Raw genomic sequence first — 16406 nt, 5'->3', positions numbered from 1 at the left:
TTTTACGATGCTCTAAAACGTTGATATATAAAAAGAAAAGCTGCACCGATGAACATTCCAACGGCGGTACCGGTCATTCCCCATCCGATATCTCTCAGGTCGAAAGTCCTGTGAGGAAGAAAGAGCTGACCGACCTCGGCAGCCGTTACAACCAGGCTTGCTGCCAGAAAGATAATCGTTCTTTTCCTAAGCACATGCTGGCCGTCGTTAAACCAAATCTCCGCAATGATTCCCAGGAATAAAAAAGGCACTGCGGTTCTCAAGTTGGCATTGGCATTAGTCCATTTTCCCAGCCAGGCAGGGAAATACGCCTTATAGCCAATGTCTGGGTCGGGCAGCCAGCTGAAATAAAAGACAAGAAAAATCCCGAAGACACTTGCGGTGATTAGCAGCGCATTTTTCATGCTGTGACTCTGTCTTTCAAGATTTTTGCAGGCGAACCCACACAAATTTTATTTCCAGGTAACGACTTAAATACCGACGATCGTGCACCGACAACGGTTCCTTCCCCAATGATAACGCCAGGTCCAACATACACATCTGTTGCCAACCAACATTGGTCTTCGATAACGACAGGCTGAAAAAATATCGGAAAATCAGCTCGCAGGTAATCGTGCGAACCAGTGCAAAGATAGCTTCGCTGGGAAATCACAGCATTGGCACCAATGGTGATCGGTCCTAAGCTATACAAGACAACGTCGTCCCCAATCCAACTATAATCGCCGATGCTCACTTTCCAGGGAAATTGCGTGTGCATTGAAGGCCGAAGAATTACGCCCTTGCCAATCTTTGCGCCAAACGAACGCATCAAAAATCGTCTCCATCCGTACATAAACTGTGGCGAGGTGTTAAAGAAAATCGCTTCCACAATCCACCAAAGTTGCACATACCATCCGGGACGGCCTCTGAAAGCCGGAGGCATTTTGAATTCATTTAGATTTTGAAGTTGCATATATAACTTTCAATATTTTTTCGGAGAATATCTTCTCGGTAAAATTGCTCTTAACATACTCCGTGTTATAGGAGCCCATCTCAGTTACATATCTATGCAAGTTATCACTTAAATGAATGAGCGTATCTGCCAGAGATTTTGAATTTTCCTTCTCAACAAAAAAACCATTTTTATTAGAAACAATATCGGGAATACCAGAAAATTTGGTAGTTACCACCACATTTCCAGTTGCCATAGCCTCAATAAGTGAGATAGGCTGACCTTCCATTCGATAGAATGTCGGTAACACAAAAACATTGCTGTTGTAAAGAAGTGTTCTTTTTGCCTGGCCAGTGACAACATTGTGGTAGACCAACCGGCCTTTCAGAAGCTCGAACTTTTCTCTTATTACATCTTCCAATTCGACCTCCATTTTCCCAGCGACATCCACATGAAAGTCAATTCCAAGATTTTGAAGGATGAGTAGCGCATCCAGAAATTCGATAATTCCTTTTTCCCGCATCAGGTTGCTCAGGAATAGTAACCGTAGTTGTGAAGAGTCCTTTTTTACAACATTTCCATGAAGAAGACCATCCTCAGTGAAATTTTCGACAATAAATATTTTCTCTTTTGCCAGCAAACCGTCAAAATTCTTCTTCAGAGAAGTTGATAAAACAATTCCCGCCTGTGCCTTCGATATTAAAAGTTTAAAAAGAGACTTCTTTATCCCAGACAGAATCTTGTATTCATTGCCTAAATGATTTCCATGAATGTGAATGGTGTATGGCTTCCCTGAAATGATACTTAGAAGATAAAACGGTGCATATTTAGCAATGCCAAAAAACGTTTGTCCAGGCGTAGAGTAAATCACATCATGGCTTAAAACGGATAAAACACTCCGATAGGATTTTAAGAAATGAAACACTTTCTTAAATGAAAAGAAGCCCACATTCTTCGAGGACATATCTGATGTTCCTGTGTTAATCACAGTGGTGTATAAATTTTCCTCCTGGTTCAGCCGATTTAGTAACACCTGATTAGCAAGAGAACATCCATTAATAGGATCTGGTAGTGGACCGATGAATAGTACTTTCATTATCTTTTATTTTTTACGTTGAGCAGAACTATGCTTCTGACCTTGAATTTGAAATCGGAAACTATTCTTTTAGATTACGTCGTAAGTTAAACCATATAGTTTCATTATTATATAGATATGTTGGTCTTATTGCTTGAATGCTGCCATGTCACAGAAGCGTGTGGACGATGAGATGCCGTTCTTTTTGATTTGAACATCATTTTTAAAACAAATGGAATGAACAATACCTTTACAATGGCCATGAAGTTGTTAAATAGATCCGATTTCAATATGTTAAATGGTCTTGGTGTGACAATACATAGGATCGCTAAGTCTAATGTGCTACCACATTTCCCTAAACCTTTTTCAATTAAGTATACGAAGTAAAACATTGTTAACCCCCCGAATAGAATCCCAAACGATCCAAAGTTGAGAATTGCTTCGACAAGCCATGAAGCAACAAGTTCTCCGCCTTCTGTGTGTTCAAAATGACCAGGGTAATATAACTTGGTAAAATATGTCATCGCGCCCTTGGGTTTCTCAGGCCAGACTACCCTTGGGATTGGAGAGGTTATACAAGCTAAAATTGTTGATCCAAATAAATAGTTCTTTTGCAATCTGGAATCAGAAACAACAGTCATTAACGCATCTATCTGGACAAAATCAAAACCTCCTACTAAGAATTCGTGTGGCCTGGAAAGCGTTTCTAGCAATACTTCACTAGCGTCCTTGCCTTTGTTATTTTGAAAGTACAAATCTCGGGTGAGTACTCGGTAGGAGATACCGAACAAAAAAACTGCGAATCCGAAATAAATTAAGTAGCTTTTATTAAATTTTTTAGATAGATACACTTTGGCTCCTCCAATACTAATAAGAAAAAATAGAATATTGGATCTTCCTCCAAGCAGCATTAGAACCAGGACTACAAGAACAGTCGATACAATGATTGACTTATTTTCAACCATATCATTAATAATCTTGATTACCGCCGTGGACGTATATAGGAAAAAAAAGACTTCTACAAATGATCCAAAACCTCCAAAAAAGGTTTTAAACATTATACTTCTGGTAGAGAGTAAAGCCAGATATCCATCTATAGTATAACCTCGCAAAAATGGAATTGCTAAAATCAAAAAAGATATAAAAAATAGGCTCTTATTAATCTTTTCAGTAGCTCTTATAAATTTTTTACTCGCTGAAATGTTTTGTTTTACACCTTTATGATTTAATAAAAATATTATCAAAGGAAATGAAAAGGCACTAACAAAAAATGCAGAAACTAACATCGCTTCATTGAAAAGCCCAATTTGCCCTGATAAGCTCTTTAACAGCATAGGAGCACCTCCCCACAAGCCCGTTTGCAGTATATAAATCGGGCGTAAAACATACATTACGATTAGACCAAACGCAGAAATAGCTGCGGGACTAAAAACCGATATAATTGACTTTTCTATCGCAATGTAAAGAAGAATCGATAGGACAATAAAGTTGTATAAGATTATAAAACTTCCCATATATTTATATCTAGATTAAGTTTTTTCCCCCGATTATCACGATGTATTTTAGTTAAGAAGTTTTCGTTTAGGTCTGCTAAAGAGATGCTATATTCCGGAATTCCAAGAAGTTTGTACATTCCTATGGTCTTCGGCTGGTATGCAATACCTATCGTCTCGACTCCGGAGCACAATGCGAAAATTGCAGAATGCATTCTAGATGCGATGAAAATATCATTCTGCTGATACAGAGAGATGATATCTTCCGTATTCATCGTGCTTACATTTGTTAACTTGGTTTTAACCGAAATCATTTTTTGGAATTCTTCAGAAATGTACTTGTCGGTGTCGACCTCAGAATGGTCCACCTGTATGTAGATATTACATTCTTCAAAGTTTATATTAATGTAATTCGCAAGAACGCTCAGATAATTAATCTTTTCTTTTTCAATAATGGCTGAACTATTAGTAAACGAATGATCGATCAGCGTTATGCCAGCGGTTTTTAGGGATACTTTGCAATCCATTTCACGTTTTCTTGCATTCAAAAAAACCGTGTCATTTGTAAGTATTGATGATATCCCGTTCTTCACACACCAGTCATATGATTTTCTGTCCCTAGCATAGAAAGTATCGAGCTTAGATAAAAGCCGTGACACTATCATTGAATCAATTTTGCGAAGTGGTCCCGCGCTTTGAGGATACATTACTGTCTTGCTCACTTCCGAGTGCAAATAAATACTCGCAGCAACCCTCATTAATCCGAATCCGCCAATACCCCATTTAGATGAATAAAGATAACCACCACCAACTGAAATAACTAAATCATATTTTTTCGGCGTCTTTGAAAATGCAGATAATATTGAAACGTATTTTCTCCATCCAGTCTTATCATTTTTAACGAGTGGCTCTACGACTGTCACGCCATATTGCTCATATTCTATCATATCCTCATAGTTCTTTTCTACGAAAACTTGACAATTTGCGTATTTGCTCTTTAGCCTTTCAATAGTTGTGAGTACGATTCCAAAGTCACCTCTGTTTTTTGTAGAATAACCGTTGATTAATAAGATTTGCATATAGACTTTGCTTTTTGATAAAAGATAATGTTTGGTCCGACTATCATGATAATAATGAAAGTAGTCAGATAGGAGTCGAACTTGAAATAGTATTGTAGGGCGAAAACAGAGCTAAGCATCAACAATTGGAAAATGAAGGCGTACCTATGTGATAGGTTGATGGCCCAAAAGTTTCCAAGTGATTTTACCCTGATCGCTATATCCATGCTGAGCATGTAAATGATCGAAGAAATACAGAATGATAAGACGATGATAATGTCATTTTTCAGCCATAATGAGAAAAGTGCAATCCCTATCGGGACTAAAAATCTTAGTGCTGTAGTTTTAGGTAGCTTGTTTTTTAATGCATTAAATTCTAGAAGCGCAACGACCATAGTGGAAAGGCCAAAGAAAACCTGGATGGCCCTGACCTCACTTAGGTTTGAGTCATTTGAAATTTGCGACAGGGCAATCAAATATCCAACAGTATAAAACCATTGGAAGAACACTGAAAGTGAGTTTTTATAGTATTTCCTTATGTATGTAAGCATGTAATTAGTCGATGCTTTACCAACAAAAAAGATAGCAGATGCGAGATACCAGTATTCAAATTTGGACAAGTCATTTATAAAAAAAAGACCCGTAAGAAGGACCACGCCGGGCACATATATCCAAATTTTGTATTTCAAACTAATCTTCGAATACGTATCTATAAGAATAACGGAACATACGAAAAGGGCGTAATATGAATTGAAGACAATAATCAGAATACCCAAAATGTATCGAACAATAGAAAGGCTTTTCCAATTTATGTCAATGTCTGGCTGCTGAGTGATTGTAGGTTGGATTATTACCAAGTTAAGCAAACCTTGAACAAACAGGAAAACAATATTTGCAGTCATATTGGACTCGAAGGCATTATTATCTGTCAGGATTAATACACTTATAAAGTTTGCTACGGGATACCAGGCAACTTTGAGTGTATTTGTTATAAGACTAGATATTTCACGAAACTTTGAATATTTACTAAGCTCTAGATTTGCAAATGCATTCATAAGTTAATATCAACTATTAAAAGTAATGCTTAATTTACCGAACAGTGTTGGAAGTATCAACTAATGTTGAACCAACGATTTTCGGGAGTCAATAGTAAACAGACAGGCTAATAGTGTTGAGCCGTAAGCTCAACCAATTTTTATAATTAACCTTATTCAAAATAATTCAAAACCCCAAATCCCTCTTTCAACAACAACTGATCTTTCTGGAACAGACGCAGGTCTGATGTGGCCATGTCTTCGATCAATGTGTCGAGTGTATGCTTTGGTTTCCAGCCTAGTTTTTCGTTGGACTTGGTCGGGTCGCCGATAAGCAATTCGACTTCTGTTGGGCGGTAATATCTTGGGTCAATTTTGAGGACTGGTGTTCCAATTTTCAAGTGGTCGCCTTCCGCTATTCCCAGTTCAGCAAGGCGCGAAGAGTTGATTGATGCGATCGTTCCTACTTCGTTCTCCTCTGTCCCTTCAAATGCCACTTCAACACCAAGGAATGCGAATGTTCTGCGAATGAATTCACGAACGCGGGTTGTAACACCTGTTGCGATAACGAAGTCTTCCGAAACTTCCTGTTGAAGGATCAGATACATGGCTTCCACGTAATCCTTAGCGTGTCCCCAGTCGCGTTGCGCATCAATGTTACCCATATACAGGCAATCTTGCAGGCCCAAAACAATTTTGGCAGCAGCACGTGTGATTTTCCTGGTTACGAATGTCTCTCCGCGTAGCGGCGATTCGTGATTGAAAAGAATGCCGTTCGAAGCAAACATGCCGTAAGCCTCACGATAATTTACTGTAATCCAGTAAGCATAAAGTTTTGCAACTGCGTAAGGAGAACGTGGGTAGAAAGGCGTCGTTTCAGATTGTGGAACGGCTTGAACAAGCCCGTAAAGTTCCGACGTAGATGCCTGATAAATCTTGGTCTTTTTTGTTAAACCCAGCAATCTAACCGCTTCCAGGATACGCAATGTGCCGATTCCATCCGCATTGGCTGTATATTCTGGCATTTCAAAACTCACCTGAACGTGGCTCATCGCAGCCAGGTTATAAATTTCATCCGGTTGCACGTCTTGAATCAAGCGGGTAAGATTCATTGAATCCGTCAAATCTCCGTAATGGAGCACAAATTTTGGGTTGGCTACGTGCGGATCTTGATAAAGGTGATCGATCCGATCCGTATTAAACAGCGAGCTTCTGCGTTTTACACCGTGAACCGTGTATCCCTTTTCTAAGAGCAGTTCTGTCAGGTATGCTCCGTCCTGTCCAGTCACCCCCGTAATTAATGCTACTTTTGACATGATTGTGTTGAGTTTGATTGTTTATTGCCTCACTTTAAGGCTATTGGCTTTCGTTATAAATTATACAGCGTAGATTTCCTGATTTTGTAAAAAGTCCTGGTAAGCCAGCGCAACTCCTTCCGGAAGTTCAATCGTGTGTTTCCAGCCTTCTGCGTGAAGTTTGGAAACGTCCATCAATTTTCTCGGCGTTCCGTCCGGTTTGGTAGTATCCCATTTGATCTCGCCCTCGAAACCAACCGTTTTTGCAACAAGTTCGGTCAATTCTTTAATAGAGAGGTCTTTTCCAGTTCCGATGTTGACAAGCTCGCGGCCATTGTAATTCTCCATCAGATAAAGGCAGGCTTCAGCCAGGTCGTCGGCAAAAAGGAATTCACGCTTTGGCGAACCCGTTCCCCATGCTTCAACCGAAGGTCTGTTTTGCTGCATGGCCTCATGGAATTTGCGGATCAATGCGGGTAAAACGTGGGAATTTTTCAAATCGTAATTATCGCCGTATCCGTAAAGATTAGTTGGCATGGCGCTGATAAAATTGCTTCCATACTGATCCCGATACGCTTCGCAAAGCTTGATACCCGCGATCTTAGCAATTGCATAAGGCTCATTGGTTTCTTCCAGCAAACCTGTAAGCAGATAATCCTCACGAAGAGGCTGCGGGGCTAATTTTGGGTAAATGCAGGACGAACCTAGGAACATCAGTTTCTTCACACTCTGAACATGTGCCTGATGGATCACATTTGACTCGATCATCAGGTTTTCGTAGATAAAATCAGCCCTATAAGTGTTATTTGCAACGATTCCGCCTACTTTGGCAGCGGCCAGAAATACGTAATCCGGTTTTTCTTCTTCAAAAAAGTCAGCAACAGCTTGCTGATTTCTCAGGTCCAGCTCGGAAGATGTGCGGGTAACGATATTTGTATAGCCCTTTTTCGTAAGCGCCCTGTGAATTGCGGATCCAACCATACCGCGATGGCCTGCAATATAAATTTTTGCGTTGTTTTCCATTCTGTAATCAGATGTATGTCTTTAAGTTTACCATTAACCGTGCACAATAACTTCCTTGCTATTCAAACACGCTGGATAGTGTTTGTGCAATTGTGTTTAAAATAGCACTTGGAGCTCTGGAAAGGTTGAATTGTCGATAATTAAAGGGAATTGTAAGAATTGTTGGCTGGAACCAGATTCCAGTTGCACGGGAAAGGGAAATCGGTAAAGATCTGTCGGCGGAGAGACCTGGTGTGCTTCAAAAGCTTACCGTGCTTTTGAGAAGTTAAGCAATTCTTTTTCATATAAGATCACGTTGAGTTGTAATATTCCTGACTAGACACTTCGAATCAGGATGTCTAAAAATAATGCAATTAATCTCAAACTGGCAACAAAGCTTTCAAATAGTTGATTAATTACAACTAATGCTTAATAAGGTGAAAAATCATATAAGCCTATCTAAAATATCCGCACTAAACTTGTAACCACTGGTTGGAAATGTTCAATACGTGCCAGTTATAATAAATATTACAAATATAGAATAAATTCAATTATCGTCATCAAATATTTATAAGTTTTTCATTCTGAAAGGGGTACTTCGTAATCCAATTGTGCTTATTACTCCTACTAATCATCTCCAAATGCTGGATTTTGTGGGCATCAGTACCCAAAAAGGCGATCAGATTATTTTTGAGAAGCCATTCAGCCATCTTGCTAATATTCTCGCCGTAGTAACCAGTTAGCGATAATATGTTTACCTGTAACTCACATCCGCCATCAGCCAGTTTTTTATAAACCGAAGGGTCTGAAAAAAAGTAGGTATATCGTTCAGGATGGGCTAGGACGGGTTGGTATCCTTTGGAGATAAGTGAAAAAAGGTTTTCTGAAGTATTCATGAGTGGAGTGGAGTAGGGCAGTTCCACCAGCAGACGGTTACCAGGTAGGGTCAGAAGTTGCTCCCCGGATGAAACCATTTCATTGAAGTGTTCATCAATAAAATATTCCGCGGCAGCATCGATTTGAATGGTCAGCCCTGCCTGTTTGGCGGCCGCCCGAACATCTTCAAGGCCTGATAGAATAATTTCAGGCGTATTGCGATAGCAGTCCCACATGACGTGCGGACTTGTTACTATTCTGGAATAACCGAGTGATTGCATTTTGGTTGCCATTGCGACAGCCTCCTCAACCGTCTCAACTCCATCATCTATCCCAGGAATAATATGAGAATGTATGTCAATCCCTATATGGTTCAGACTAACTTCTTTATTTTTTTTCTTATCAAATAACCAGCTGAGCATATGCACTTCGACCTTAAACTGCTGAAACTTTTAAAGATCAACCAAGTCTGTCGATCGGAATTTGGGTTTATTAAAAGTAGGACAAATTTAAGATAAAAAATATGAGACTATGGAGAATAATAAGGTGAAATTTTTGATCGCCTGCGAAAATGTAAAATTGTACTATTCTTTTGAACCATTCCCTTATATATGCGCAGAGTTCAAAGGTGCTGTATGCACTTTGGTCTTTTAGTTCATGCATTCCGTGTATTGCCGCACTCCATGATAGGTGATTGCAGGGACAAATGTTGAGATCTTTTATTGTATTTATCAGAGCCCGTAAATCAGCAACGTTCGGGCACAGCAATGTGTCTACACACGTATTGTTAGTTCGCGCAAAGAGTAGTTTTCGCTTTATTTTGATTTAATTAAAGAGTTCCTATCATTGAAACCCAAAAAACGCGTCTCGCCTTCTATGAAAAAAACACTAAGCCCATTACTCCTAACTCTAGCCCTATGCCTCGGCCTCCAACTATCCGCCTCCGCCCAGGACGGCTGGATCTCCCTTTTCAACGGCAAAAACTTCGACGGCTGGAAAATCGGCGCTAACGCTTCCTCCTTTACCATCGTAGATGGAAACATCCAAGTAGCCGGCCCGAGAGCTCACCTGTTCTACGATGGACCCGTAAAAAATCACATGTTCAAGAATTTTGAATTCAAAGCCACGGTGATGACTAAACCGGGTGCGAATTCTGGGATTTTTATTCATACTGCTTACCAGGAAGATGGCTGGCCTGCTCAGGGTTATGAAGTGCAGGTGAACCAGTCGCATACAGATTATAAGCGTACAGGCAGTTTGTATAATGTGGTCGATGTGAAGGAAACATATGTGAAGGATGGTGAATGGTATACGGAGTACATCAAGGTGGAGGGCAAGCATATTACCATTAAGATCAATGATAAGGTGGTTGTGGATTACGAGGAAACTGATGTCGATAAGAGAGAGGGGGATATGAAAAACAAATTCCTTAAAGCCGGAACATTTGCTTTGCAGGCGCATGATCCTAAAAGTGTTGTGCTTTATAAGGACATAATGGTGCGTCCATTGACAGAATAAATCCTGTAAAATTCCACATTGCAACATGGAAAATGTTGTCCGTTTTGAATCAATATTGGATCGCCTCCCTCGAAAGGGAGGCGAATTTTATATGGTCGTACCTGATGAAGTGGCTGTGCTGTTTGTACAGGGGCGCAAGCCTGCCCGGGTCAGGTGCTTATTGAATGGTCATGTCGATTTTCAATGTGCGATCCGGCCGAAGGGTGGGGGAGGTTTCTACATTAATATAGGAACGCCGCTCAGGCAACAAGGGAAATTGGTGTTGGGACAGAAGTTGCATGCGGAAGTCAGGCCGGATGACAGTGAATTTGGCCGGGATGTTCCGGAAGAATTGCAGGAGCTGCTGGAAATGGACGAGGAGGGGAAACGGCTCTTTGACGAGTCCCTGCCCAGCCATCAGCGCGCCATCATTTATTATGTTGCAGGCGCGAAATCGGTTCAGGTGCGTATCGACCGGGCGATAATGATGATCAACCGGTTAAAAGTTAAGTAGCTTCTTCATTTGTTTGCAACTGATGTTGCGATAGCAACCCCTATCTCACACCATGTTTTCATTTTCAGCCGGATATTTTTTATATTTGTTCAAATCAAGCGGTTTGCTGACTGGGAAATATTGAAGTCAGCTCTTTTTTTAACGCGTCCGTAGCCACTTAAACCTATGGACTTTACAAGCTGAATTTTGAATTTCAATGAATTTGAACTCCACGAAGACGTGCTCAACGCCGTGGATTCCATGAACTACCAGCAGGCAACACCTATTCAGGAACAAGCGATCCCTTACATTCTTGGCGGCAAAGACCTGCTCGCCTGCGCCCAGACGGGTACAGGTAAAACGGCCGCATATCTGATCCCGATCCTTGATAAGGTTGCCCACGAAAATAACGGGAACACCGGCGCATTGATCCTCGTGCCGACGCGCGAGCTCGCTGTGCAGATCGATCAGCAGATCCAGGGACTGGGTTATTTCGTTGGCGCAACCAGTATTGCGGTTTATGGCGGTAACAAGGGGCCGGAATGGGACCAGCAGAAAAAAGCATTAACGCAGGGAGCAGATATCATTATTGCAACTCCGGGAAGGCTTATCGCACATTTGCAGTTAGGATATGTGACCTTTGGAAATGTAAAACACCTGGTGCTGGACGAAGCAGACAGGATGTTGGACATGGGTTTTCTGAGTGATATCTTGAAGATTATGAGCTTTTTGCCAGCCAAAAGACAAACGCTCATGTTCTCAGCAACGATGCCGCCAAAAATCGGTGACCTGGCAAAGCGGATCTTGCAAAACCCTGAGGAAATAAGGCTTGCCGTTTCTCGTCCCGTTGACCGGATCGATCAGCAATTCTATATGGCAAAGGACGAACAGAAACTGCCGTTATTATTGCACTTGCTTAGTCAGGTTGAAAATACGAGTATGGTGCTGTTTACTTCGCGCAAATCTACGGTTGAGCCGATCGTACGGGCGTTGCGAAAGCTCGGGCTGGCAGCAAGAGGGATCTCATCTGATTCCGAGCAGGCAGACCGTGAAATCGTATTAAGAGATTTCAAGAACAGACAATTTCCGGTGCTTGTAGCAACGGACGTGCTTTCACGCGGGATTGATATCGATAACCTGAGCCATGTTGTTAATTACGATGTGCCCCGCGATCCGGAAGATTACGTTCACCGAATTGGCCGGACAGCCCGTGCAGAAACGAAGGGCACGGCGATCACGTTTATCAATGAGCAAGATCAAAAATACGTATTGAAGATTGAAAGGCTTTTCGAAAAGGAACTTGAAAAGCAATCCATAACCCAGGATTTGGGCCTTGGAGATGCGCCTGTATTTGAGCCACGGCGGGCAAGGCCCTCGGGTGGTCGCAAGCCGGGACCAGGCAGCAAGCCCGCTCATAAACCTTCGGGAAGACCTAAAAGACGTAAACCTAATAAAGAAACCAAAAATCCTACTCAGGCGTAGCCTGTCAGCGTTTGTCGAAAATGACGCAGCAAAAGCGACAAAGGATATAACTATATCAATTTTTATTTTAAGGATAAGAATGATATAAATGTGTTATGCCTTTTTTGCTTTTCATTTGCTTAATTTTTAAGTCGTCATGATTAAACTAAAATACCGTACTATTGGACCGTTTGATAGATTGGATAAGGAACCATAGGTTCAGCGTCACAGATCCGCCCATTGTATCAATGGAAGGTTTGTTCTCACTGCTGTTGCTTTTGCTGTTGAGCCTGGTTGCTGTATTTTTTCACCTTATTCGTATTTTCTTTAATTCCCCCGTTGACTTTTCAATGGACTGGAATTTATTTTTAAGCTGGATTCCGCTGATTACTGCTTTCCTGGCCGATAATTTCACAAAACGTTTCGGCAGCATTCCATTAACGCTGATCATTTTAACCACGCTCTGGCTCGCATTTTTTCCGAATGCGCCTTATATGATCACGGATCTGGCTCACCTAACCGTTGATTACCATCGAGATCTGACCTGGCATGATGTGATAATGCTCTTCTTTTACGCAGAAGTCAGCCTTTTCAATGGTTTGTTGTCGCTATACTGGATTCACCGTTCGTGGCGCCGCGTTTTTTCCAGGCGTGTCAGCATTACATTCCTTTTACTAAGCCTTCCGCTGGCTGGTTTCGGCGTTTACCTGGGAAGGGTGAGGCGCATGAACAGCTGGGATATTATCCATGATCCAAGGGCAATTCTGAACAACCTGATAGAAAGCGCAATGGACCGCACCGCTTGGGTTTTCAGTATGGAAATTGGCATGTTGCTGGGGATTTTATATCTGGTGCTGTGGGTTATCGTTCGTTTCAGGATCAGGTATAGCAAGAAAAATCAGGCAGCGGAGTAGGGATTTAGTCATGAAATCAATGTCACTTTGATATGCAAATATCCGATAACGTTAAGGACTCTTATTCGTCACAATATAATGATGACTCCGTTTTCTGGCGCAACACCGGGGCCAAATACAAGGCGCGTAACATTGTAGCACTTTCCAGACACATCAATTTCAAAAATGTGCTCGAAGTAGGCGCAGGGGAGGGGAGCATCCTGAACTGGCTTTCCCAGTGGGATTTTTGTCAGGATCTGAACTGCGTTGAAATTTCCGAAAGCGGTATCGGCTTAATCAAGTCAAAGCAAATCAAGCACCTGAAGGACGTCCTGCTTTTTGACGGATACGAAATTCCCTATCCTGACAATCATTTCGATCTGGTCATTTGTTCGCACGTCTTGGAGCACGTTGAACATGAGCGCGTCCTTTTGAGAGAAATTAAACGCGTTTCTAAATATCAGATTTTCGAAGTGCCCATTGATTTTTCTTTTTATGTAGATAAAAAAGTCAAGCATTTCCTCTCCTACGGGCACATTAACATTTACACGCCTGCATTACTCCGGTTCCTGCTGATGTCTGAGAACTTTCAGATCAAAAAGGACATTTGCCATCTTTATGATGACGAAGTGATCAAGCCGCTTTTTAAAAACAATCCCTCAGGTTTTTATCTAACAAAAATCAAGCATTTCGTTTTGCGGCTCTTTCCATATCTGATGGGCATCAAGCCAAATGCTTATGCGGTGCTGACAGAGAAAACAGAGAAGGATCTCTCCATATTCTAAGTGACAGAGCCGACACATTCATCCCTTCAGATCCTTTATCAGGACGCGGATCTCGTAGCAATCAATAAACCAAACGGACTGCTCGTCCACCGCTCACCCATTGCAGCAGATGCAGACGTTTTCGCTGTCCAGATACTCAGGGACCAGCTCGGCCAAAAAGTATATCCCGTTCACCGTCTCGACCGAAAAACTTCCGGCGTACTGCTCTTTGCATTGAACGAAGAAATGAACAGCCTGATGCAGCAACAGTTTCAGGAAGGCAAAGTCGAAAAAACCTATCACGCCATTGTCAGAGGCTACACGCCCGATCAGCTTGACATTGATTACCCATTAAAAAAAGAAGATGGCACCATCCAGGAAGCCTTCACCTCATTACGCACCCTGGAAAGAACAGAAGTGAACTTCGCCATCGGAAAGTACCCGACTTCCCGCTACTCACTGGTCGAGCTGAAACCCACCACCGGCCGCATGCACCAGCTGCGCAAACACATGGCCCACATTTTCCACCCCATTATCGGCGACAGGCCGCATGGATGTAACAAGCAGAACCGGTATTTTAAGGAGGTGCTTGAGGTGGAGGAGATGATGCTGCATGCGGTTAACATTCAGTTCTCTAACCCTATCCCGGATCGCAAACTTTCCATCTCAGCTCCCTACCTTTTAAGTTTCAAGAGAACATTGGATTTGCTGGGCTTTAAGCCGTAACTTCTAATAAAGGGTGTTACAACTCCAAGTTTCTAAACCCGCAAGGCCACTTCTCCACGCTACAATCAAATTTGTAGAAATATTTATCTATTAATAAACTATTTTTGTAACATATTTGTAGAAGTAATTACAATACATTGCTTAAAGTGTAATTTTGTAAATGGCCCTTTTAGACACGTACGCAACACCATTAACTGCGTCAACCGCCGCACACCTTTTAAGAAGAGCTACATTTGGTCCAACGCACCAGGAAATCGCCGATTTTGTTGGTAAGTCTGCCCCAGAAGCCGTCGATATCCTCATCAGCAACGCTTCGTATCGCGCAACGCCGCCGCCTCCGGTGGAGATGGATGAGACCAGGGCCGATGCCGGGCAGCCTTTCTTGAACAAGGCATATGATAATAACCGAAATTACGCGTACACCTCATATGTTCAATATTGGTGGATTGGACTTATGGGCGAGCAGCTCGGCCGACCATCAGTCCTAGAAAAACTTACGGCATTTTGGCAAAATCACTTTGTGGTCGCGTCCACGCCGGTTGAGGATTTTCGGTTGACGAATCAGTATTTACGACTCTTGCGATCAAAAGCACTTACTAATTTCGCAAATCTTACAATAAGTATTACAAAAGATCCGGCCATGTTGATTTACCAGAACGGTAATGAAAATACAAAAGAACAGCCGAACGAGAATTATGCGCGTGAACTTCAGGAACTGTTTACGGTCGGATCGAAGGACTTTGCAGGAAATCCCAATTATACGGAGCAGGACGTAAAAGCTGCTGCCCGCGTGCTTACGGGATGGCAGGTTAGCAATAGAGCAAAACAGGGATCCACGACGTTTGGATCATCGTTCAACCCTGATCGGCACGACACCAGTAATAAAGAGTTTTCTTCAAAATATAACGGAACCATGGTCACGGGGAGAAGTGGCACGGGTGCCGGTGATTCAGAGATTAGTGACTTAGTTAACATGCTGCTCAGCCATCCTGAAACTTCTAAATTCATTTGCCGGAAACTTTACAGGTGGTATGTGAATCCGAACGTGAGCCAGGAGATTGAAAACCAAGTGATAGTTCCGCTTGGCAGTTTCTTCGCAAGTAGCTCGAACAACTATGAAATTGCACCACTCTTAAAAAAATTACTGACTAGCGAAGTGTTTTTCGATGTCAGAAATGTAGGTGCTATTGTCAAATCCCCTGCTGAATTAATGCTGGGAACATTGCGAATCTTTGATCAAAAAGTCCCGGACATAACGTCAGAATATGCACCGTTTCGGAAGCTTATGACTTTTCTGAGTAATGGTATGATTCGTCAGCAATTGAATTTTCTGAATCAGCCTTCTGTATTTGGCTCCCTGCCATATTATCAAATGGGATATTCCCGAAACTGGATCAATGAAACTACACTAGGTTTAAGAGGCTCTGGAACAGATGCATTTGCGTATCCTTGGGTCGAACTGACAACCACTCAAAAACTGGGTATTGATGTCCTGAAAATACTTAGGGACATTCAGCCAAACTTTGCGGACGTTAGTGGAGCGGCTGCAATAACATGTGAAAGAGTATTGGAGCGGTTTTCCAAAAATCTGTTCGCCACTGAAATCTCGCAGCCTCAAAAAGATTTTTTAATAGACTCCATTATGATGATGAAGAGCAGTCCCAGAACGACATGGATTCGTGAATGGGACGCATATAGGGCAGCTCCTAATGACGTGTCTAAACAAAATGTGATTTTATGGCGGTGCCGTGCACTTCTGAAATATATGTTAAGAATGGCTGAATATCAAGTGTTTTAATCAATGGCGC

General features: G+C 41.9%; 15 protein-coding genes. 7 read left to right on the top strand and 8 right to left on the bottom strand.

The window, feature by feature from the left end:
- Positions 1-2 precede the first annotated feature (2 nt).
- From LZG74_RS11915 to LZG74_RS11880, 8 genes are all read right to left on the bottom strand, one after another.
- The gene (locus LZG74_RS11915; RefSeq protein ID WP_233796806.1) at positions 3-404 is read right to left on the bottom strand and encodes a hypothetical protein; all 402 of its coding nucleotides are present in this window, start codon (positions 402-404) and stop codon (positions 3-5) included.
- A complete protein-coding gene (locus LZG74_RS11910; RefSeq protein ID WP_233796805.1) occupies positions 401-952 on the bottom strand; it encodes a putative colanic acid biosynthesis acetyltransferase in 552 nt (183 codons plus the stop codon). Before LZG74_RS11910 ends, LZG74_RS11915 begins: the two co-directional genes overlap by 4 nt.
- Positions 930-2027: a glycosyltransferase family 4 protein gene (locus LZG74_RS11905; protein ID WP_233796804.1), complete on the bottom strand. Its 1098-nt coding sequence runs from the start codon at positions 2025-2027 to the stop codon at positions 930-932. Before LZG74_RS11905 ends, LZG74_RS11910 begins: the two co-directional genes overlap by 23 nt.
- A gap of 107 nt (positions 2028-2134) precedes the next feature.
- Positions 2135-3520 (bottom strand): hypothetical protein, encoded by a 1386-nt coding sequence (locus tag LZG74_RS11900; RefSeq protein WP_233796803.1) that lies wholly within the window; start codon positions 3518-3520, stop codon positions 2135-2137.
- Positions 3505-4578, bottom strand: coding sequence for a polysaccharide pyruvyl transferase family protein (locus LZG74_RS11895; protein ID WP_233796802.1), 1074 nt, complete (start codon positions 4576-4578; stop codon positions 3505-3507). Before LZG74_RS11895 ends, LZG74_RS11900 begins: the two co-directional genes overlap by 16 nt.
- Before the next feature lie 1186 nt (positions 4579-5764).
- Positions 5765-6907 (bottom strand): GDP-mannose 4,6-dehydratase, encoded by a 1143-nt coding sequence (gene gmd, locus LZG74_RS11890; protein WP_233796801.1) that lies wholly within the window; start codon positions 6905-6907, stop codon positions 5765-5767.
- Between the two features lie 60 nt (positions 6908-6967).
- Complete coding sequence (locus tag LZG74_RS11885; protein WP_233796800.1) at positions 6968-7909, bottom strand: GDP-L-fucose synthase; 942 nt, start codon at positions 7907-7909, stop codon at positions 6968-6970.
- 539 nt (positions 7910-8448) lie between these two features.
- A complete protein-coding gene (locus LZG74_RS11880) occupies positions 8449-9186 on the bottom strand; it encodes a tyrosine-protein phosphatase (RefSeq protein ID WP_233796799.1) in 738 nt (245 codons plus the stop codon).
- Positions 9187-9640: 454 nt separating this feature from the next.
- Here LZG74_RS11880 and LZG74_RS11875 point away from each other — a divergent pair, with 454 nt between their 5' ends.
- From LZG74_RS11875 to LZG74_RS11845, 7 genes are all read left to right on the top strand, one after another.
- On the top strand, positions 9641-10282 hold the full coding sequence (locus LZG74_RS11875) for a DUF1080 domain-containing protein (RefSeq protein WP_233796798.1): 642 nt from the start codon (positions 9641-9643) through the stop codon (positions 10280-10282).
- Positions 10283-10307: 25 nt separating this feature from the next.
- On the top strand, positions 10308-10775 hold the full coding sequence (locus LZG74_RS11870; RefSeq protein ID WP_233796797.1) for a YdeI/OmpD-associated family protein: 468 nt from the start codon (positions 10308-10310) through the stop codon (positions 10773-10775).
- Between the two features lie 186 nt (positions 10776-10961).
- Positions 10962-12236 carry a DEAD/DEAH box helicase gene (locus LZG74_RS11865; protein WP_233796796.1) on the top strand — a complete coding sequence of 425 codons (1275 nt, stop codon included), beginning with the start codon at positions 10962-10964 and terminating at the stop codon, positions 12234-12236.
- A gap of 161 nt (positions 12237-12397) precedes the next feature.
- Positions 12398-13129, top strand: coding sequence for a DUF1361 domain-containing protein (locus LZG74_RS11860; RefSeq protein ID WP_233796795.1), 732 nt, complete (start codon positions 12398-12400; stop codon positions 13127-13129).
- A gap of 32 nt (positions 13130-13161) precedes the next feature.
- Complete coding sequence (locus tag LZG74_RS11855; protein WP_233796794.1) at positions 13162-13893, top strand: class I SAM-dependent methyltransferase; 732 nt, start codon at positions 13162-13164, stop codon at positions 13891-13893.
- On the top strand, positions 13894-14598 hold the full coding sequence (locus LZG74_RS11850) for a pseudouridine synthase (RefSeq protein ID WP_233796793.1): 705 nt from the start codon (positions 13894-13896) through the stop codon (positions 14596-14598).
- A gap of 160 nt (positions 14599-14758) precedes the next feature.
- Positions 14759-16396, top strand: coding sequence for a DUF1800 family protein (locus LZG74_RS11845; RefSeq protein ID WP_233796792.1), 1638 nt, complete (start codon positions 14759-14761; stop codon positions 16394-16396).
- The last annotated feature ends 10 nt before the right edge of the window (positions 16397-16406 follow it).

Origin of the sequence: Dyadobacter sp. CY327, assembly GCF_021390415.1 — a bacterium.
Classification (GTDB): Bacteria; Bacteroidota; Bacteroidia; order Cytophagales; family Spirosomataceae; genus Dyadobacter; species Dyadobacter chenhuakuii.
Note: the sequence above shows the minus strand (reverse complement) of the source record. Positions and strands in the feature narration are given on the sequence as shown.

Coding starts and splice junctions, on each gene's coding strand:
- LZG74_RS11915 (WP_233796806.1), bottom strand. CDS start 404: ATGAAAAATGCGCTGCTAATCACCGCAAGTGTCTTCGGGATTTTTCTT.
- LZG74_RS11910 (WP_233796805.1), bottom strand. CDS start 952: ATGCAACTTCAAAATCTAAATGAATTCAAAATGCCTCCGGCTTTCAGA.
- LZG74_RS11905 (WP_233796804.1), bottom strand. CDS start 2,027: ATGAAAGTACTATTCATCGGTCCACTACCAGATCCTATTAATGGATGT.
- LZG74_RS11900 (WP_233796803.1), bottom strand. CDS start 3,520: ATGGGAAGTTTTATAATCTTATACAACTTTATTGTCCTATCGATTCTT.
- LZG74_RS11895 (WP_233796802.1), bottom strand. CDS start 4,578: ATGCAAATCTTATTAATCAACGGTTATTCTACAAAAAACAGAGGTGAC.
- gmd (WP_233796801.1), bottom strand. CDS start 6,907: ATGTCAAAAGTAGCATTAATTACGGGGGTGACTGGACAGGACGGAGCA.
- LZG74_RS11885 (WP_233796800.1), bottom strand. CDS start 7,909: ATGGAAAACAACGCAAAAATTTATATTGCAGGCCATCGCGGTATGGTT.
- LZG74_RS11880 (WP_233796799.1), bottom strand. CDS start 9,186: ATGCTCAGCTGGTTATTTGATAAGAAAAAAAATAAAGAAGTTAGTCTG.
- LZG74_RS11875 (WP_233796798.1), top strand. CDS start 9,641: ATGAAAAAAACACTAAGCCCATTACTCCTAACTCTAGCCCTATGCCTC.
- LZG74_RS11870 (WP_233796797.1), top strand. CDS start 10,308: ATGGAAAATGTTGTCCGTTTTGAATCAATATTGGATCGCCTCCCTCGA.
- LZG74_RS11855 (WP_233796794.1), top strand. CDS start 13,162: ATGCAAATATCCGATAACGTTAAGGACTCTTATTCGTCACAATATAAT.
- LZG74_RS11845 (WP_233796792.1), top strand. CDS start 14,759: ATGGCCCTTTTAGACACGTACGCAACACCATTAACTGCGTCAACCGCC.